Annotated in this window: 16 protein-coding genes; 10 read left to right on the top strand and 6 right to left on the bottom strand. The window is 67.6% G+C overall.

The window, feature by feature from the left end; translation table 11 throughout:
• Positions 1-127 precede the first annotated feature (127 nt).
• The 3 genes from ACFK0J_RS37030 to ACFK0J_RS37020 form a co-directional block, all read right to left on the bottom strand.
• A complete protein-coding gene (locus ACFK0J_RS37030; RefSeq protein ID WP_378734328.1) occupies positions 128-925 on the bottom strand; it encodes a class I SAM-dependent methyltransferase in 798 nt (265 codons plus the stop codon).
• Positions 895-1,416 carry a DUF2505 domain-containing protein gene (locus ACFK0J_RS37025; protein ID WP_378734327.1) on the bottom strand — a complete coding sequence of 174 codons (522 nt, stop codon included), beginning with the start codon at positions 1,414-1,416 and terminating at the stop codon, positions 895-897. The genes ACFK0J_RS37030 and ACFK0J_RS37025 overlap by 31 nt, the downstream gene beginning before the upstream one ends.
• A gap of 232 nt (positions 1,417-1,648) precedes the next feature.
• Complete coding sequence (locus ACFK0J_RS37020; protein WP_378734326.1) at positions 1,649-2,134, bottom strand: DUF2505 domain-containing protein; 486 nt, start codon at positions 2,132-2,134, stop codon at positions 1,649-1,651.
• 24 nt (positions 2,135-2,158) lie between these two features.
• On the opposite strand from ACFK0J_RS37020, the gene ACFK0J_RS37015 reads away from it, so the two are divergent.
• Complete coding sequence (locus tag ACFK0J_RS37015; RefSeq protein ID WP_378734325.1) at positions 2,159-3,253, top strand: UDP-N-acetylmuramate dehydrogenase; 1,095 nt, start codon at positions 2,159-2,161, stop codon at positions 3,251-3,253.
• A 68-nt stretch (positions 3,254-3,321) separates the two neighbouring features.
• Positions 3,322-4,554, top strand: a complete 1,233-nt coding sequence (locus tag ACFK0J_RS37010; RefSeq protein ID WP_378734324.1) for an Ig-like domain-containing protein — start codon at positions 3,322-3,324, stop codon at positions 4,552-4,554.
• A gap of 31 nt (positions 4,555-4,585) precedes the next feature.
• Here the strand turns inward: ACFK0J_RS37010 and mscL are convergent, their stop codons facing one another.
• The gene (gene mscL / locus ACFK0J_RS37005; protein ID WP_378734323.1) at positions 4,586-5,041 is read right to left on the bottom strand and encodes a large conductance mechanosensitive channel protein MscL; all 456 of its coding nucleotides are present in this window, start codon (positions 5,039-5,041) and stop codon (positions 4,586-4,588) included.
• 136 nt (positions 5,042-5,177) lie between these two features.
• Positions 5,178-5,912 (bottom strand): SDR family NAD(P)-dependent oxidoreductase, encoded by a 735-nt coding sequence (locus ACFK0J_RS37000; protein WP_378734322.1) that lies wholly within the window; start codon positions 5,910-5,912, stop codon positions 5,178-5,180.
• A 71-nt stretch (positions 5,913-5,983) separates the two neighbouring features.
• Between ACFK0J_RS37000 and ACFK0J_RS36995 the strand changes: the two genes are divergently transcribed.
• The 3 genes from ACFK0J_RS36995 (at position 5,984) to ACFK0J_RS36985 (ending at position 8,823) form a co-directional block, all read left to right on the top strand.
• Positions 5,984-6,805, top strand: coding sequence for an alpha/beta fold hydrolase (locus tag ACFK0J_RS36995; protein ID WP_378734321.1), 822 nt, complete (start codon positions 5,984-5,986; stop codon positions 6,803-6,805).
• A gap of 93 nt (positions 6,806-6,898) precedes the next feature.
• Positions 6,899-8,329 (top strand): D-inositol-3-phosphate glycosyltransferase, encoded by a 1,431-nt coding sequence (mshA, locus tag ACFK0J_RS36990; protein ID WP_378734320.1) that lies wholly within the window; start codon positions 6,899-6,901, stop codon positions 8,327-8,329.
• Positions 8,326-8,823 carry a YbjN domain-containing protein gene (locus ACFK0J_RS36985; RefSeq protein ID WP_378734319.1) on the top strand — a complete coding sequence of 166 codons (498 nt, stop codon included), beginning with the start codon at positions 8,326-8,328 and terminating at the stop codon, positions 8,821-8,823. The genes mshA and ACFK0J_RS36985 overlap by 4 nt, the downstream gene beginning before the upstream one ends.
• Before the next feature lie 20 nt (positions 8,824-8,843).
• Here the strand turns inward: ACFK0J_RS36985 and ACFK0J_RS36980 are convergent, their stop codons facing one another.
• Entirely contained in the window at positions 8,844-10,154 is a 1,311-nt protein-coding gene (locus ACFK0J_RS36980; RefSeq protein ID WP_378734318.1) for an FAD-binding oxidoreductase, read from the bottom strand.
• Between the two features lie 118 nt (positions 10,155-10,272).
• Here ACFK0J_RS36980 and ACFK0J_RS36975 point away from each other — a divergent pair, with 118 nt between their 5' ends.
• The 5 genes from ACFK0J_RS36975 (at position 10,273) to ACFK0J_RS36955 (ending at position 17,406) form a co-directional block, all read left to right on the top strand.
• Positions 10,273-10,833 carry a TetR/AcrR family transcriptional regulator gene (locus ACFK0J_RS36975; RefSeq protein ID WP_378734317.1) on the top strand — a complete coding sequence of 187 codons (561 nt, stop codon included), beginning with the start codon at positions 10,273-10,275 and terminating at the stop codon, positions 10,831-10,833.
• Positions 10,834-10,906: 73 nt separating this feature from the next.
• Positions 10,907-11,812, top strand: a complete 906-nt coding sequence (locus ACFK0J_RS36970; protein WP_378734316.1) for an ROK family protein — start codon at positions 10,907-10,909, stop codon at positions 11,810-11,812.
• A 90-nt stretch (positions 11,813-11,902) separates the two neighbouring features.
• Positions 11,903-12,640, top strand: coding sequence for a phosphoglyceromutase (locus tag ACFK0J_RS36965; protein ID WP_378734315.1), 738 nt, complete (start codon positions 11,903-11,905; stop codon positions 12,638-12,640).
• Positions 12,641-13,115: 475 nt separating this feature from the next.
• The gene (locus ACFK0J_RS36960; protein ID WP_378734314.1) at positions 13,116-15,173 is read left to right on the top strand and encodes a CocE/NonD family hydrolase; all 2,058 of its coding nucleotides are present in this window, start codon (positions 13,116-13,118) and stop codon (positions 15,171-15,173) included.
• A 202-nt stretch (positions 15,174-15,375) separates the two neighbouring features.
• Positions 15,376-17,406 (top strand): CocE/NonD family hydrolase, encoded by a 2,031-nt coding sequence (locus ACFK0J_RS36955; protein ID WP_378734313.1) that lies wholly within the window; start codon positions 15,376-15,378, stop codon positions 17,404-17,406.
• Positions 17,407-17,500 lie beyond the last annotated feature (94 nt).

The raw sequence follows: 17,500 nt of genomic DNA, 5'->3' as shown, positions 1-17,500 counted from the left end.
GGATGCGATAGCGGCGTTCGCAGCTGGCCGCGCGAACGCGTCAGTGGCGTTCGGAAAGTCGCAGATGCCGTCTTCGCCGTGAGCGCGCGGAGCCACTGCGGACGAGTCGATCCGTCAGGGAGGCAAATCATTTGGGGGCGACGGTGGACCAGGGGACGGAGAGGACGCAGTCGCGCATGCGGCGGCGGTAGGGGTGGAGGGGGAAACCTTGGTGGCGGAGGGATTCGGCGGTGGCGCGCCAGCGGATGCGGGGGCCGAAGGGGGCGAGGGGGGCGGCGTGGGCCCAGGCTCGGTCGGCGGCAGTGAGCAGGGTGTGGATCGGCTCGCCGGGAATGTTGCGGTGGATCAAGGCTTTCGGTAGCCGTTCGGCGATGTCGGAGGGCTGGTCGACGGTGAACGGGTCCCAGGCGAGGGTCAGCGATCGGGGGCCGGAGCGGTCGAGCAGGACCCAGGCGCAGCGGCGGCCCAGCTCATCGCAGGTGCCGTCGATCAGCAGGCCGTCTGGTGCCAGACCGGACAGGATGGTCGACCACGCCTCGGGCACAGCCGATTCCGGGTACTGGCGCAAGACATTGAACGCACGTACCAGAACCGGTCGTAGCCCGGCCAATTCGAATCCGCCGCGGGCGAACGCGACACCGTCCCGACCGGGCACCACCCGCGCCGGATCGATCTCCAATCCGACCACCCGCAGATCAGGCCGCACCGTCCGCAGCCGAGCGGCCAATTCAAGGGTGGTCCACGGACTCGCCCCGTAACCGAGGTCGACAACCAGCGGATCGGCCGCCGCCCGCAGCCGCGCGCCGACCCATTCGTCGTGCGTCAACCAGCGGTCACTGCGCCGTAGTCGATTGACGCCGGTGGTGCCGCGGGTGATGGAGCCGACCGGTCTGGTCAGCGGATGGGGTTGTGCTCGTCCAGCCACTGCACCGTGAATTCCGCTTCGGCGCGGAACAGGTCGATCAGATTCACCAGCATCAGCTGCTCCAGCCGGGGACCGACCATCGGGATGAACACCTTCGCCTCCGAGGAGAACCGCATGGTGCACCCGGTATCGGTGGGGAACAGCCGGATGGTGCCGCCGAGACTGCCCGGCCCGGCCGGAATCGACGCCGAATATTTGCCGGTGATCTCCTCGGAGCCGAACGGACCGTAGCTCTCCTTGCGGGTGATGATCATGTCTTTGCGCATCACAGCCTGCGCGATCTCGGGCAGCATGTCGCGCGGCAGGATGTGGTGCAGCTCGATATCGATGCCGCCGTCACCCGCTTCGAGGTGGGCCACTTCGTTCCCCGGCGAGTACTTGCGCATCTCCGCCATCCGCGCGTCCCAATAGTCGCGGCTCGACAGCGCCGCGTACACCTCTTTTGTGGTGTGCAGCGGGTAGCGCGCGGAGTAATCAAGTCGACGGGCCATGGATCGAGAGATTACTGGGCAGTGTTTTTGGCCGCGCGGGCGCGGCGGGTTCGCGGCCCCGGGAAGTCTCGCTTCCGAGCGGCCGAGACTCGCGCCTGCGGCGCATGCGCTTCGGCCACTCGGAAGCGAGACGGGCCGCGAACGCGCTCGTAAGACTCGCGTGTGTGGGGGGTTGGGAGGGTTGGAGTGCTCTGTCGCTATATGTTTGCGATCGAGGAAGACGGCCCGCGTGTCAGTGCGCGGCGAGCCAGGTGTTGGTGAACTCTTCCTCGTTCTTCAGCACCTCGGTCAGGTGCTCGGCGATGGCCGACTCGATCTTGCCGCCGAACAGCGGGATCTTCACCTCGATGGTGCCGTTGGCGGCGGCGGTCGAACCCGCGCCGGCATCGGTCAGCGTGATGGTGCCGCGGACCTCGGCGGGCGCACCGTCGACGGTCGCCTGGAAGGTGGCCGAGTCGCCGTTCCAGGTTTCCACCCGGGGGATGATCAGGTCGCCGGGGCGCACCGCGGTGATCGCGGCGGGCAACAGCTCGGCGGCGATGGCCTGCACCAGCTGGACCCGGATCTGGTCACCGGTAACGGTCACCGAGTCGAGCCGGGCATTCGGGCCGCCGACCTCGGCAACGCGGTCTTTCCAGTACTGGTCGTTCGCGAACGCCGCGCGCACGGCAGCAGCGGGATACGAGTAGCGGGCCGTGTACGCCAGCGGTGTAGCCATGGTCGGACACGCTACCGTCTGCCTGTGCGAACTTCACGTGTGGTGCCGTCGGATGTGCTGGCCGCCACGGGCGCCCGAATCCGCGAATCGGTGCCGCTGGCCGAGCTGACCACGCTGCGGGTCGGCGGCCCGGCCACCGTCGCCGAATGCCGGACAACCGAATCGCTGGTGGCGACGGTGCGCGCGCTGGACGCGGCCGGCCTCCCGGTGCTGTTGCTCGCGGGTGGCTCCAACCTGCTGATCAGCGATGACGGTTTCGACGGTGTGGTGGTGCGGGTGGCCACCGAGGGCGTCGAGCTCGGCGCGGACGGTGTGCTCGCCGAAGCGGGCGCGAACTGGGACGCGGTCGTCGCGGCGACGGTCGCGGCGGGACTCGGCGGGCTCGAATGCCTGTCCGGAATTCCTGGTTCCGCCGGGGCGACGCCGGTGCAGAACGTCGGTGCGTACGGGGCGGAGGTGGCGCAGCTGTTGCGCCGCGTGCGACTGCTCGATCGGCTGAGCGGCGAGATCCGCTGGGTCGAGCCCGTCGAGCTCGGGTTCGGATACCGCACCAGCGTGCTCAAGCACCGCGACGACGCACTGGTGCTCGCCGTCGAATTCGCGCTCGATCCGGCTGGCGCGAGCGCACCACTGCGCTTCGGTGAGCTCGCGACCGTGCTCGGCGCCGCCGACGGCGAATCCCGCCCCGCGGCCGACGTCCGCGACGCCGTGCTGCGACTGCGCGCGGGCAAGGGCATGGTCCTCGATCCCGCCGATCACGACACCTGGAGCGCCGGTTCGTTCTTCACCAATCCGGTCGTCCCCGAGGATCGGGTGCCCGACGTGCGCGCCGCGATCGCGGCCCATGTGGGTGACGTCACGGTGCCCACTTACCCGGCGCCGAACGGGGTGAAGTTCTCCGCGGGCTGGCTCATCGAACGGGCCGGGTTCGCCAAGGGCTTTCCCGGTCCCGACGCTCCGGCCCGACTGTCCACGAAACACACACTCGCACTGACCAATCGCGGGGGTGCGACCGCCGCCGATCTGGTGAAGCTGGCCAGGACGGTGCGCGATGGGGTGGCCGAGCGATTCGGGATCCGGCTCGAACCGGAACCCGTCACGGTCGGTGTGGCCCTCTAACCGGGTGAAACGGACACCACACCCTTCGCTAGTCAATCGAACGAGTTTGCCCGCGTAAATTCGATGAAGTGAGCAACCGTCCAGTGATCCGCAGACCGGTCGCCGCCGTGTCGGCCGTGCTGCTCGTCGTGGTCGCCTTGGTGGCCGGATGCAGCAGCGACCGCGGCGGCGACACCAACTCCGCCCGTGCTGCCGGGCCCGTCGCCAAGGTCACTTTCGCACCGGAGAACGACGCGACGAAGGTCAATCCCACCGCGCCCGTCTCGGTCACCGTCAGCGACGGCACCATCGACCAGGTCGCGTTGACCAATGCCAACGGCAAGCAGGTCGCGGGCGAATTCACCCCGGACAAACGCAGTTACAAGATCATCGAGCCGCTCGGCTACGACGCGACATACACCTGGACGGGCACCGCGGTCGGCACCGACCGCAAGCCGATCCCGATCGAGGGCAAGTTCACGACACTCGCGCCGAAGAACACCGTCCCGGCGACCATCAACATCGCCGACAATCAGGAAGTCGGCATCGCCGCGCCGATCATCTTGCAGTTCAAGGCCGCTGTGCAGAACAAGGCCGCGGTGGAGAAGGCGATGACGATCACCACCGACCCGCCCACCGAGGGCGCGTGGGCCTGGTTCCCCGACGACAACGGCTCCCGATTGCATTGGCGCCCCAAGGATTACTGGGTGCCCGGCACCACCGTGCACGTCTCGGCCAAGCTGTACGGGCTCGATCTCGGCGGCGGAAATTACGGATATTCCGATCTGACAACGGATTTCCGCATCGGCCGCAGTCAGATCGTGAAGGCAAACGCACCGAGCCATCGCATGCAGGTGGTCCGGGACGGCCGGACAATCTTCGATTTCGCGGTCAGCTACGGCGAGGGCGACGAACCACGCAACGTCACCCGTTCCGGCGTGCATGTGGTCACCGAGAAATACGAAGACTTCATGATGTCGAACCCGCCGTTCTACACCAACGTTCGGGAACGCTGGGCCGTACGCATTTCCAACAATGGCGAATTCATCCACGCCAATCCGGAATCGCTGTCCGCCCAGGGGTCTTCGAACGTCACCAACGGCTGCATCAATCTGTCGCCCGCCGACGCCCAGGCCTACTTCGGGACCGCGCTCTACGGCGACCCGGTGGAAGTTACCGGCACCTCGATCGCGCTGTCCGCCGCCGATGGCGACCTGTACGATTGGACCATCGATTGGCAGACCTGGAAGACCATGTCCGCCTTGGACGGATCCACCTCGGTCATCTCCGCGACTCCGGTAGCCCCCGGCCCGCCGCGCTAGGCCGCGCTGACCGGCCCGCGATGGCGTCGGTCTATCGCCGCAGCGACGAATCCAGTTCGGGATCGTTTTCGACGGCCCGGTCGGCGGTCTGTTCGGCGCGTACGGCGGCGTGCCGCTCAGCGAGCAGGTCGCGGATCTCGATGAGCAGCTCGGTCTCGCTCGGCTCCGCCGCCTTGGTGGTGCCGAAACGGTTCTTGATCGTCTTCATCGGCAGCATCAGCACGAAATACAGCACGGCGGCGACCATGAAGAAATTGACGAACGCGGTGATGATCGGGCCGATCTGGATGAAGGTGGCCGGTTTGTTCGCGATCAACTGGACGCCGAGCCCTAGCTCATTCGTGCTGCCGAACACCGCGAGCAAAGGGTTGATGACGCCCTTGGTCACCGAGGTGACAACGGCGGTGAACGCGGTGCCCATCACAACGGCGACGGAAAGGTCGATGACGTTCCCGCGCATCAGGAACTCTTTGAACCCCTTGAACATGAGCCGGACAACTCCGATCTGAAGTAGACGACGACCTGGAAGCACCAGATGCTAACGGCCGGAGATGACCAGCGACGAGGCCGCAACCGCCCAGCCGACCAGGGCTCGGCGATGAGTAATGCTCCTTGGCTATAGATCAGCCGCGTCGGGCGAAGCGACCCGCGTCGGCCTGGTCGCGCGGCTTGACGATGATCTGGTCCAAATTCACGTGCGACGGCCGCGACGCGACGAACCCGATGATCTCCGCGATGTCCTGCGCGACCAACGGGTCGATGCCTTCGTACACCTTGGCCGCCCGGTCCTCGTCGCCGTTGAAGCGGACCAGCGAGAACTCGGTTTCCACTGCGCCGGGGGCGATTTCGGTGAGACGCACCGGCTGGCCGAGCAACTCCCCGCGCAGCGTGCGGTGTAGCACGGCCTGGGCGTGCTTGGCCGAGGTGTAGCCCGCGCCGTTGTCGTAGGCGACGAAGGCGGCCACCGAGGTGATGGTGACGATGAGGCCGTCGCCGGAGGCGATCAGCTTGGGCAGCAGCGCCTTGGTGACGCGCAGCGTGCCGAGGACGTTGGTCTCCCACATCCAGCGCCAGTCGTCCAGATCGGCATCGGCGACCGAGGCGAGGCCCTTGGCGCCGCCCGCGTTGTTGACCAGCACGTCGGCCCGCTCGATCGCGTCGGTGCAGGCGCGCACCGAGTGGTCCGAGGTCACGTCGAGTTCCAGTGCGGTGCCGCCGATTTCGTCGGCGACGCGCTGCAGGCGGTCGAACCTGCGGGCGCAGACGTAGACGTGATAGCCCTGTTTGGCCAGTTCGCGGGCGGTGGCCTCGCCGATGCCCGAGCTGGCTCCGGTGACGACAGCGGTCCGAGTGCTCATGAACCGATCCTAAGTGCAGCTCGTTTGCCGCCCGGGGCGCTGTTGCGGGGATCACCGCTAGCCTGATCGGCATGGCTATTCGGGACGTGGTGAGCGCGGATGGAACGAACATCGTCTATCGGGTGAGTGGCCCGGCGGACGCCCGCCCGTTGTTGCTGTTGCACGGCTGGTCGGCGGATCTGCGCTGCTGGGGGCGGGCGGCCGACGAACTCGCGGCACGCTTCCGGGTGATCGCCGTCGACCTGCGCGGCCACGGTTACTCCGACGTACCCGCTACCGGCTACGACGATCCGAAGAACTGGGCCGCCGACGTCGCGGCCGTGCTGGCGGGGGAGGGCATCGAGTCGGGTGCGCTGCTGCTCGGCTGGTCCTACGGCGGCATCGTGCTCAGCGACTACCTGACCGCCTACGGCACCGGCGCGATCGCGGGCGTCGTCTATTCGGGTTCGATGGCCAATCTCGGTCGCGGCGTTCCCGGTGCGGACACCGGCCCGGCCATGCGGGCGGCGATTCCCGGCGTTTTCGAGGAGAGCGCGGGCCGGGCGGTGCGCGCGTTCGGCGCCTTCGGCAACGCCAACACCGGCCCCGGCGCGGACAAGGGCCCGGATGCCCAGCGGCTGTTCGGCAGCAGCCTGGCCACCCCACCGGCGGTGCGCAAGGCGCTGTTCTATCGAACCGTCGACAACACGGAAACCCTTCGCACACTGGATGTTCCGGTGCTGGTGCAGCACGGGACCGCCGACCCCGTCGTCCCGATCGATAACGGCCGCTACATCTTCGAGGCCGTTCCCGACGCCCGCGCGTCGTTCTGGGAGGGCGCCCAGCACGGATTGTTCATCGAAGACCACGCCCGGTTCGTCGCTGAGATCAGCGAGTTCGCCGACGGCCGGTGAACGCGCCTGCCCTGTGAGCGGCTTCACCGAACCCGTGTGATAGCTCTCACTTGGCAGGGTGAGGGCAGCGACGCCGGGAATGCACCGTGCACTATGGATAGTGTGAGTCAACGCCCGGACCTACGGCCGAACCGTGTCGCCGTGCTATCGGTGCACACCTCACCACTGGCTCAACCGGGCACCGGCGACGCGGGCGGCATGAACGTCTACGTGCTGCAGACCGCCCTGCAGTTGGCCCAGCGCGGTACCGAGGTCGAGATCTTCACCCGAGCCACCGCCTCCAATCTGCCGCCCGTGCAAGAGGCAGGCCCCGGCGTGCTGGTGCGCAATGTGGTCGCGGGCCCGTTCGAGGGCCTCGACAAACACGACCTGCCCACCCAGCTGTGCCCGTTCACCGCCGAGGTGCTGCGCCAGGAGGCCAGGCACCTACCCGGCTACTACGACCTGGTGCATTCGCACTACTGGCTGTCCGGCCAGGTCGGCTGGCTGGCCAGGGACCGCTGGCGGGTGCCGTTGGTGCACACCGCGCACACGTTGGCCGCGGTGAAGAACGCGGCGCTCGCGGAGGGCGACTGTCCGGAGCCACTGACTCGTGAGATCGGCGAGAAGCAAGTGATCGCAGAGGCGGATCGGCTGGTGGCCAACACCGACGACGAGGCGCGGCAGCTGGTCGAGCTGTACGGCGCGGCGCCCGAGCGCATCGATGTGGTGCCGCCCGGCGCGGACCTGACCCGCTATCGGCCCGGTGACAAGGCGGCGGCGCGGGCAGCACTCGGTCTGGCGGCGGATGAGCAGGTCGTCGCGTTCGTCGGGCGGATCCAGCCGTTGAAGGCGCCGGACGTCCTTGTCCGCGCCGCGGCCGAAGTACTGCGCGCCGATCCCACACACAGGCTGCGCGTCCTGATCGTCGGCGGCCCGTCCGGCACCGGTCTGGAACGCCCGGACGCGCTCATCGAACTGGCCGCCGCGCTCGGCATCGCCGACCGCGTCACCTTCCTGCCGCCGCAGCCGCCGGATCGCCTGGTGCTGGTCTACCGCGCCGCCGACCTGGTCGCGGTGCCGAGCTACAACGAATCCTTCGGGCTGGTCGCGATCGAGGCCCAGGCCAGCGGCACCCCGGTCCTCGCCGCCGACGTCGGCGGGCTCGGTACCGCCGTCCGGCACGGCGAAACCGGCCTGCTCGTGCCCGGTCATCGGACCCCCGACTGGGCTGGTGCCCTCGGCTATCTGCTCGACGACGCCGACCGCCTGCGCCGGATGAGTGGCCGCGCGGTCGAGCACGCGGCGAACTTCTCCTGGGAGCACACCGCCGACGGATTACTCGCCAGCTACTCCGCCGCATTGACCGATTTCCGCGCGGAGCGGGCCGGGCTCGGCGCCGGGCGATTGACCGCGGGCGGCACTGCTCGCGGCGCGCTGCGTGACGACGTGCGTGATCGGGTACCCGGTGAGCGCACTAACCTGGAGTCCAGCCAGGCCAGATCACGGGCGCTGTGGCGGCGCCGGATGGGAGCACGTCGGTGACTGAGGCAACCGCGCAGCTCATCGATGCGACGCTGCGCGACCGGGAAATCGAGTACACCCGTTCCGGCGAGGAGACCTTCGTGGTCATCCTGCCCGGCGAGCGCAAGCTGAAGACGACCGTGATGCTCACCGTCGGCAAGCACGGGGTCCGCATCGAATCGTTCGTCTGCCGCAAGCCGGACGAGAACTTCGAGGGCGTCTACAAATTCCTGTTGCGCCGCAACCGCAGGCTCTACGGCGTCGCCTACACCCTGGACCGGGTCGGCGACATCTACCTGGTCGGCCGGATCGCCACGCACGCCGTCACCGCCGACGAACTCGACCGGGTCTTCGGCCAAATCCTCGAGGCCGTCGACGCCGATTTCAACGTGCTGCTCGAACTCGGTTTCGCCGAATCCATTCGCCGGGAATGGAAGTGGCGCGTCTCGCGCGGCGAATCGCTGAAGAATCTGCGCGCCTTCGAACACCTGGTAGACGCCGCCGATAAGCCGTAACTCCCGAAAACGCCTGCCGGTCAGCCGAGTACCGGGAAATTGCTGCGGAAAGTGGCCTGCGGGTCCCGTCGCTTCTTGATATCCCGCAGTCGCGCAAGGCTTTCCGGCGTGAAGGCGTGCGCCGCGGTCTCGGCCGGATTGAGGAAGCCGAATGGCTTGCGCCCAGTCACCGACGCGCCCAACGCATCGACGAGGCCCTGTTGCTTGGCGATGATCGCCGCGGTCACCTCGTCGGTGAGCGGTAGGCCGAACAGATACAGCAGATAGGACTCGGTGACCGGGCCGTGCGGGCTGTCCGACGGCCGCGCCATGGCCCCGCCGAGATGCCGGAGCTGCACGCTGAGCAGCGGTGAGATCGGCTCGGCCAGTAGTGCTTTGACCGCAACGTCATCGAGATCTAGCAGCAGTTCGGCACGCGACTGTCCCGGGCCGGGGTCGGTGGGTTCGGCGGTGATCGAGCCGAGTTCGGCGATGGGCAGCTCGGCCCGGCTGTCGGAGATCGGCGCGTCGATGGCGTCGAAGGGCCGCAACAGTTCTCGCGCGTGCTCGGTCCTGCCGAGGTAGGTGGCGTCGACCGAAACCATCGGTGCGGCACCGGGGAAGTGCAACAGGTCCAGCCACACCGTCAGTTCCGCCGGTGCGGTCTCGGTGACCTCGCGGAACGTTTCGAGTACCTGGGCGGCCCGGTCGCCGGACCACAGCAGTCGGCCGCCGTACAGGTCGGGTGCGGGATGCAGGTCGAACTCGATCGCGGTGACCACCGCGAAGTCGCCGCCGCCACCGCGCAACGCCCAGAACAACTCCGGATCTGATTCGGCACTCACCCGGCAAGGGGTGCCGTCGGCGGTGACCACATCGAACGCGGTGACGCTGTCCGCCGCCCAACCGTGCCGCCTGGCGAACCAGCTCAGCCCGCCGCCGAGGGTGTAGCCGGCCACGCTGACCACTGGCGAACTGCCCGCCAACCCGATCAAGCCGTACGGCCGCGCCTCGGTCAGCACCCGGCCCCAGTTGACGCCCGCGCCTGCCCGGGCTGTCCTGGTGATCGGATCGATGGTCAGTTCGGTGAGCTTGCTGGTGCGCAGCAGAATCACACCCTCGGTGTCGCCGCTCGCGCCGTGGCCGCTCGGTTGGACCGAGACGGTCAGTCCGCGGTCGCGGGCGTACCGGACCAGCGCCGTGACATCATCGGCGTCGGCGGCTTCCACCACGGCGAGCACCGGCTGTTCGACGGCGAGATTCCAAGGCCGCCGCGCACCGTCGAAGCCGTCATCCTCGGTGAGCAGTACTCGCCCACGGACGGCGGAGCGCAGGTCGGACAGGTTTTGCATGGTGGTCCTAACGGTGGAGCGAGAACAATGGAACGTTACGTTACGTTTCCAACGGTTAGTATCGGGCCGGTCGCTCCGTCTGTCAAAACGAAACGTAACGTTCGGTTAGGCTGCAAGCATGGCCGAGCAACGAGGTCCCCGAGCCAGGGCGACCATCTTGAAGGCGGCACTCGAACTCTGCGAAGAACGCGGGTACGGCGCTGTCACCATGGAAGCGATCGCCGCCGCCGCGCATGTGGGCAAGCCCACGCTCTATCGCTGGTGGCCGTCGAAGGCGGCGTTGATCCTGGACGCGGCGCTCGAGGCAGCCGGCGAGGTCTTCGTGGTGCCGGACACCGGTGACATCCGTGCCGACCTGCGCACCCTGGTCGTCCGCGCCTGCGCGATGCTCACCGACACTCGCCTGCGACCGGTCTTCGCCGGTGTGATCGGCGCGGCGCAGAGTGATCCGGCCACCGCGAAGGCGCTGCGGCAGACGCACGACGCACTGCGCGTGGAAAATCAGCGGCGCATCGCCGCCGCGCAACGGGCCGGGCAACTCCCGTCGATGGACCCCGAACTGCTCGAGGACCTGCTGGTCGCGCCGATGTGGTACCGCACGCTGATCACCGGAGCGCCGGTCGACGGCGACTTCGCCGACACGGTGGTCGCGGCCGTCATCGGCCGTGCGGCAATGTGAGACGGATACCGCGCGGCGGAAAGGGGCACGGGTGACAATCGCTTGTGGTTCGGATCGTGAAGGCGGTAGCGCGATGACAGTCCTTGCTCTGGATATCGGCGCGACGAAGTTCGCGGCGGGTGTGGTGCGGCACGGCCGGAAGGTGCGTGACGTGCGCCAGGTGGATGTGCCGGGCGAATCGGTCTGGAACGCCTGTCGGGATCTGCTGCTCGAGGTGGCGGGCGATGCGACGATCACCGCCGTCGGCATCGGCTCGGCCGGGCCGGTCGACGTCCGCACCGGCACCACCGGCCCCCTGAATATCCCGGAATGGAAGTCGGGGTTCGCGATCGTCGCCGCCGTGCAAAAGCTGTTCCCCACCGCGGCGATCCGCTTCGCCATCGACGGCGCCTGCCTCGCACTGGCCGAGCATCACGTGGGCGCGCTGCGCGGGGTGCCGGATGCTCTGGCGATGACGGTGTCGTCGGGGATCGGCGGCGGGATCATCGCGGACGGGCGGGTCATCCTCGGCCGGACCGGCAATGCCGGTCATATCGGCCATATCGTGGTGCCCGGCTGGGACGTGCCGTGCGGCTGCGGTGGCGTCGGGTGCGTCGAGGCGGTCGCCAGCGGCATGTCCTCGGTGCGCTGGGCGGTCGAGCAGGGCTGGCGCGGCGAGACCGGTGCCCAACTGGCCAAGGCCGCGCACAGCGGCGACGAGATCGCCCTCGCCGCACTGCACCGGGCGGGCACCGCGCTCGGCCAGGCCATCGCCTCGGCGGCGGCGCTGCTCGATGTCGACCGGGTGGTGGTCGGCGGCGGCTTCGCGCAATCCGGTGAGCCGCTGTGGAATCCGATGCGGGCGGCGCTCGACAAGCACGCCCGCCTCAACTACCTGCGCGAACTGCGCGTCGTTCCGTCCCGCATCACCCACGGCGCGACCTTGGTCGGCGCGGGCGTTCTCGCGGCCGGGCACGCCACCGCCGACGACATCGTCTGAGACCCGGCCCCGATTCCGGCGCCGGGTGCTGGCAGCCGGGCCACCGGGGAACCTTGTGACGGTCTTTTCCGCCCGTGGGAGGATGGCCGCATGACCTACACCCTCGTGCTGCTGCGCCACGGCGAGAGCGAATGGAATGCCCTGAACCTGTTCACCGGCTGGGTGGACGTGCACCTGACGGACAAGGGCATCGCCGAGGGCAAGCGGGCGGGGGAGCTGTTGGCCGAACACGGCATCCTGCCCGACGTCGTCTACACCTCGCTGCTGCGCCGTGCGATCAGCACCGCCAACATCGCGCTGGACGCCGCCGACCGGCACTGGATCCCGGTGATCCGGGACTGGCGGCTCAACGAGCGCCACTACGGCGCGTTGCAGGGCAAGAACAAGGCGCAGGTCCGCGACAAGTACGGCGACGAGCAGTTCATGCTGTGGCGCCGCAGCTACGACACCCCGCCGCCGCCGATCGACCCCACGGACGAGTACAGCCAAGAGGGCGACCCCCGCTACGCGGGCATCGACGTCCCGAAGACCGAATGCCTGCTCGACGTGGTGAAGCGGATGGTCCCGTATTGGGAGTCCACCATCTCCAAGGAGCTGCTCACCGGTAAGACCGTTCTCGTAGCAGCGCACGGCAATTCGCTGCGCGCCCTGGTCAAGCACCTCGATCAGATCTCCGATGCGGACATCGCGGGCCTGAACATCCCCACCGGCATCCCGCTGCGCTACGAACTGGACGAAAACCTCCGCCCGGTCCGCCCGCGTGAATACCTGGACCCCGAAGCAGCCGCCGCGGGCGCCGCCGCGGTCGCCAGTCAGGGCGGCAAGTAACCCCCATACCCCGCCTCATCAACGCGCTGCGCCCGAATCGGTCGCAGCGCGTTGCCATTTCATCACCCCTCCAACGCGGCATGAGGGTCGACGAGTGGCGCATGGTGGCAGACCCGTCTCGTGATTCGCGGCCACCATGCACCACTTGCCCCGCCGTCGGGTTGTCTCGCTGCTTGGTTGCTGGGGTATCGGGCTGCGTCGGGATTTGTGCTGGTCAGCCGTGTTCTTCGACACACCACTGAGTTGAGTGCCAGTGGCGGATGGCAAGTTGGGCCGGACAAGCGGTGAGTAGTCATTCTCCCGTGATCTAGCCAGGGGCACGTGCGTTACCTGCGCTTTGGGCCTGGCATACTAGCCCGAGTTGCTATATGTGAACCGCTATTCAAATCAGGTACGTGTTACCCCTTGTCATTACCGACAAGTAGGTATGTACACTTTGGGCGTTCGACCAGTCCGAGAGGTGGATCACGTCCTGATGAAGTACGCGTTACGCGCCACAGTGGGGGCAGTTGCCGCCGCGATGCTCATGCCGTTCCTCACCAGCGGCGCTGCCGCCGCACCGACGCCGACCGGGCCCGACGGCGGGGCCGCGGGAGCGGCCTGGGCGGCCACCGAGGATGGTCCGCAGCAATACCCGAACATCTACATCGAATGGGACGTCCCCATCACGATGAGCGACGGAACCGTCTTGAAGGGCAACGTCTATCGCCCTGCGGACGCATCCGGCCGCCCCATCGATACGCCGACGCCGACGGTTGTGAACCTCACCCCGTACACCAAGCTGGTGTCGAACCTGGCCGACCACGCGCAGTCCATCCCCGGCCTGTCCGACGCGCTGCTCGGCTTGTTGCGCGAGATCGACATGACCGGCACCCCGCTGTCCGGCGTCACCGACCTGACCAAGGCGTTCGGCGGCGGTGAGCTGCGCAACTTCACCGTCGACCGGCAGCTCATCAAGAGCGGCTACTCGCAGGTGGTCGTCGATGTGCGCGGTACCGGCTTCTCCCAGGGCACCTGGGACATGCTGCGCCAGCGTGAGCAGCAGGACACCGTCGAGGTGATCGACTGGGCATCCCGCCAGGCCTGGTCCAACGGCCGCATCGGCATGAACGGCATCTCCTACTCCGGCATCAACCAGGTGCAGGCCGCCGAGAAGCGCCCGCCCGCGCTGCAGGCGATCTTCCCGGTGGTGCCCGGCAGCGACCTGATGAACGACGTGCTGGCACCGGGTGGCGGCTTCGGCTTCAACTTCATCCCGCTGTGGCTCACCGCCATCAACGGGCTCAAGCTGGTGCCCGACCTGGCGTCGGTGCTCAATGGACAGTTCGACACCAAATGGCTGGCCGACCGCGCGCGAGATCCGTTGACGTTCATGGACGTGCTGCTCAACGTCTACACCACCGCCCGTGTCGAAGACCTGGACCCGCGCGCCAAGGAACTGCTGACCGGCAGCTCCCGTCCGCGCGATGGCTGGCTGAGCGATCCGTCCAAGATCCAGGTGCCGACCTTCGTCACGGGCGGCTGGCACGACCTGTTCACCTACTCGGAATCGAAGATCTACAACGAGATTCCGCTGCCCGCGGGCAAGAAGCAGCTGCTGATGGGCAACACCTACCACCTGAACTCCGGCAACGAGTACGCCAAGCCCGGCCTGCCGCCGCGGCTGGACGTATTGCAGCGCGCCTGGTTCGACAAGTGGCTCAAGGACATCGACAACGGCATCGACCGGTACGGCCCGATCACGTTGCGCCAGCAGGGCGGCGGCTGGATCACCACCGACTCGTTCGCCGCGCCGACCGGCGGTGCCGGTGCGCTGGACGCGACACATCGGCGGATGTACCTGTCCGCCAACCGCAGTGGCACCGCGAACAGCGTGTACGACGGATCGCTCACCGCGGCCGCCAACGGCGACACTGCCCGGCTCACCATCGCGCCCGGCCTGACCAGCCTGTGCTCCAATGACGCGGCACAGGGCAGCGCGGGCGTGCTGTCGATCATCGACGGCTGCGCGAAGGACTCCCGGATCGAGGAAACGAACGGGCTGACCTTCACCAGCAATCCGGTCGCGGAGCCGACCACCGTCTCCGGTCGAATCGCGGTGCGGCTCAATACCGTGCAAGACGCCGCGGACGGCTACTGGGTGGTCACCGTCAACGATGTCGCGCCGGACGGGCAGTCCACCGTGCTGTCCTCGGGCCAGCTGATGGCGTCGCTGCGCGAGATCGATGAGGCCAACAGCAGCAAGTCCGCCAATGGCGACTACACCGACCCGCGGCCGTTCACTTCGCTGGAGCACCGGCAGCCGACGGTTCCTGGCGAGGCGACGACCCTGGATATCACCATGCCCGCCACCGAGGCGATCCTGCAGCCGGGACACCGCCTGCGCGTGGATGTTTACGCGGGCAACTTCCCGAAGGGCCTGCCGATCCTGCCGATGTTGCTCGATACCGGACTGAAGCCGCAGCACGTGCAGCTGGATCCGAACCGGCCGAGCTTCGTGAATGTCCCGGTGCGCGGTAACCCTGGTTGGTGACACCGATGTGAAGACCTGAAAGGGCGCCTTCGTTTCGATTGATTCGAGCGAAGGCGCCCTTTTTGTTTCGGTGTGTTGCCGGTTCGCGGCGTAAATATTTGTGACCCTGCACGATTTTTCCCGGTTCTCCGGCGAACCGCGGACAGGTTCTGCTTCCCTCCCTACGGTTAGAGAGCATCTGTTTCCAAAGAGAGTGGATTCAATGAGGTATGCGCTCCGAACCGCGGCGTTGGTCGTCGCGGCGGTGGCTTTGGCCCCCTTCCTTTCACCCTCGGCCGCCGCGACGCCGGTCGGTCCGGACGGCGGCGCGACCGGTGCGGCGTGGGCCGCGACCGAGGACGGCCCGCAGCAGTATCCGAACGTCTTCATCGAATGGGACGTGCCGATCACCATGAGCGACGGCACCGTGCTCAAGGGGAACGTCTATCACCCGGCCGATGCGGCGGGCCAACCGATTACGACGCCGACGCCGACCATCGTCAACATGACGCCCTACACCAAGCTGGGCTCGATGATCGCCGACAGCATGATCTCGATCCCGTGGCTGTCCGACGCGGTGATGCAGGTGGCGCGCGATATCGACCTGTCCGGCACGCCGTTCTCCGGCATCACCGATCTGACCAAGGCGCTGGGCGGCGGGCTGTTGCGCAACTTCACCGTTGACCGTCAGCTGATCAAAAGCGGATACACCCAGGTGGTCGTCGACGTCCGGGGAACCGGCTTCTCCCAAGGCATCTGGGACCTGCTGCGCTATCGGGAACAGCAGGACACCGTCGAGGTGATCGACTGGGCATCCCGGCAGCCGTGGTCCACCGGCGACATCGGTATGAACGGTGTCTCCTACTCCGGCCTGAACCAGCTCCAGGTGGCCGCGAAGAACCCGCCCGCGTTGAAGGCGATCTTCCCGGTGGTGCCGAGCCGGAACCCGTTCCGCGACTTGGTCGCCCCCGGCGGCGGCTTCGGCATCGCCTTCATGCCCGCCTGGCTGGCCGCGGTCAACGGCGGCAAGCTGGTGCCGGATCTGGCGTCGGTGTTCCGCGGCCAGTTCGACATGAAGTGGCTGATGGATCGGCTCGCCGATCCGTTCACCTTCGTGGATGCGTTGGTGAACGTGCTGATCACGCCGGATATCAATCAGCTCAGTCCCAAGGTGCAGGAGGTGCTGCATTCCGACAGCTCGTTCCGGCAGGCCTGGGAGAACGACCCGACCCGAATCACCGTGCCCACCTTCGTGACCGGCGGCTGGCACGACGTCTTCGTCAATTCGCAGGCCGATGTGTACCGGCGGATTCCGTTGCCGCCCGGACAGAAACAGCTGTTGATGGGCGACGGCTACCACATCAGCAACGGCAACGAATCCGGCCGTCCGGGCCTGCCACCGCGGATGGACGTGTTGCAGCGGGCCTGGTTCGACAAGTGGCTCAAGGGAATCGACAACGGCATCGATGAATACGGTCCGGTGACGGTGCGCCAGCAGGGCGGCGGCTGGATCACCGCGCCGTCTTTCCCGCAGCCGGGTACCGAGCATCGGCGGATGTATCTGTCCGCCGCGCGGAGCGGGACCGCGACCAGCGTGCACGACGGATCGTTGTTCGCCGAACCGAGTCCGAGCGTGGACCGGCTCACCGTCGCGCCCGGCCTGACCGGTCTGTGTTCACGGGACGCGGCGCAGCAGACCATCGGTGTTGTCTCGATCATCAATGCCTGTGGCAAGGATTCGCGGATCCAGGAGCTCAACGGGCTCACCTTCACCAGCGCGCCGGTCGTCGAGCCGACCAGCATTTCCGGCCCGATCGCGGTCCGGCTCAATACGATTCAGGACGCGACCGACGGCTACTGGGTCGCCACAGTGAACGACGTCGCCCCAGACGGACAGTCGACCGTGCTGTCCTCGGGGCAACTGGTCGCCTCGTTGCGCGCCCTCGACGGGGAACGCAGCACCCGCCTGCCGAACGGCGACTACACCGACCCGGTGCCCGACCTGTCGCTGGACAGCAGGCAACCTACCGTGCCGGGACAGCCGACGGTGCTGGACATTTCGGTCCCCGGCATCGAGGCGGTGCTGCAACCGGGCCACCGGCTGCGTGTCGATGTCTACGCGGGCAACTTCCCGAAGGGCCTGCCGCCCACCCCGCTGCTGGTGGAGAGCGGACTGCGCCCGCAACACCTGCTGCTCGACCAGAACCAGCCAAGTTTCGTGAATATCCCGGTGCGGGGAAACCCGGGCTGGTAAACCGTAACCCGGTCTGAGCGTGCACTTATCGCGCATCAATGCTCGATCTCGCGGGGTATGAGCGAGTAGTGCGCGCTCAGGCCGGGTCAGCCGG

It is taken from the genome of Nocardia brasiliensis, from assembly GCF_042691675.1.
GTDB lineage: Bacteria > Actinomycetota > Actinomycetes > Mycobacteriales > Mycobacteriaceae > Nocardia > Nocardia brasiliensis_D.
This window is presented reverse-complemented; position numbering and strand designations above follow the sequence as displayed.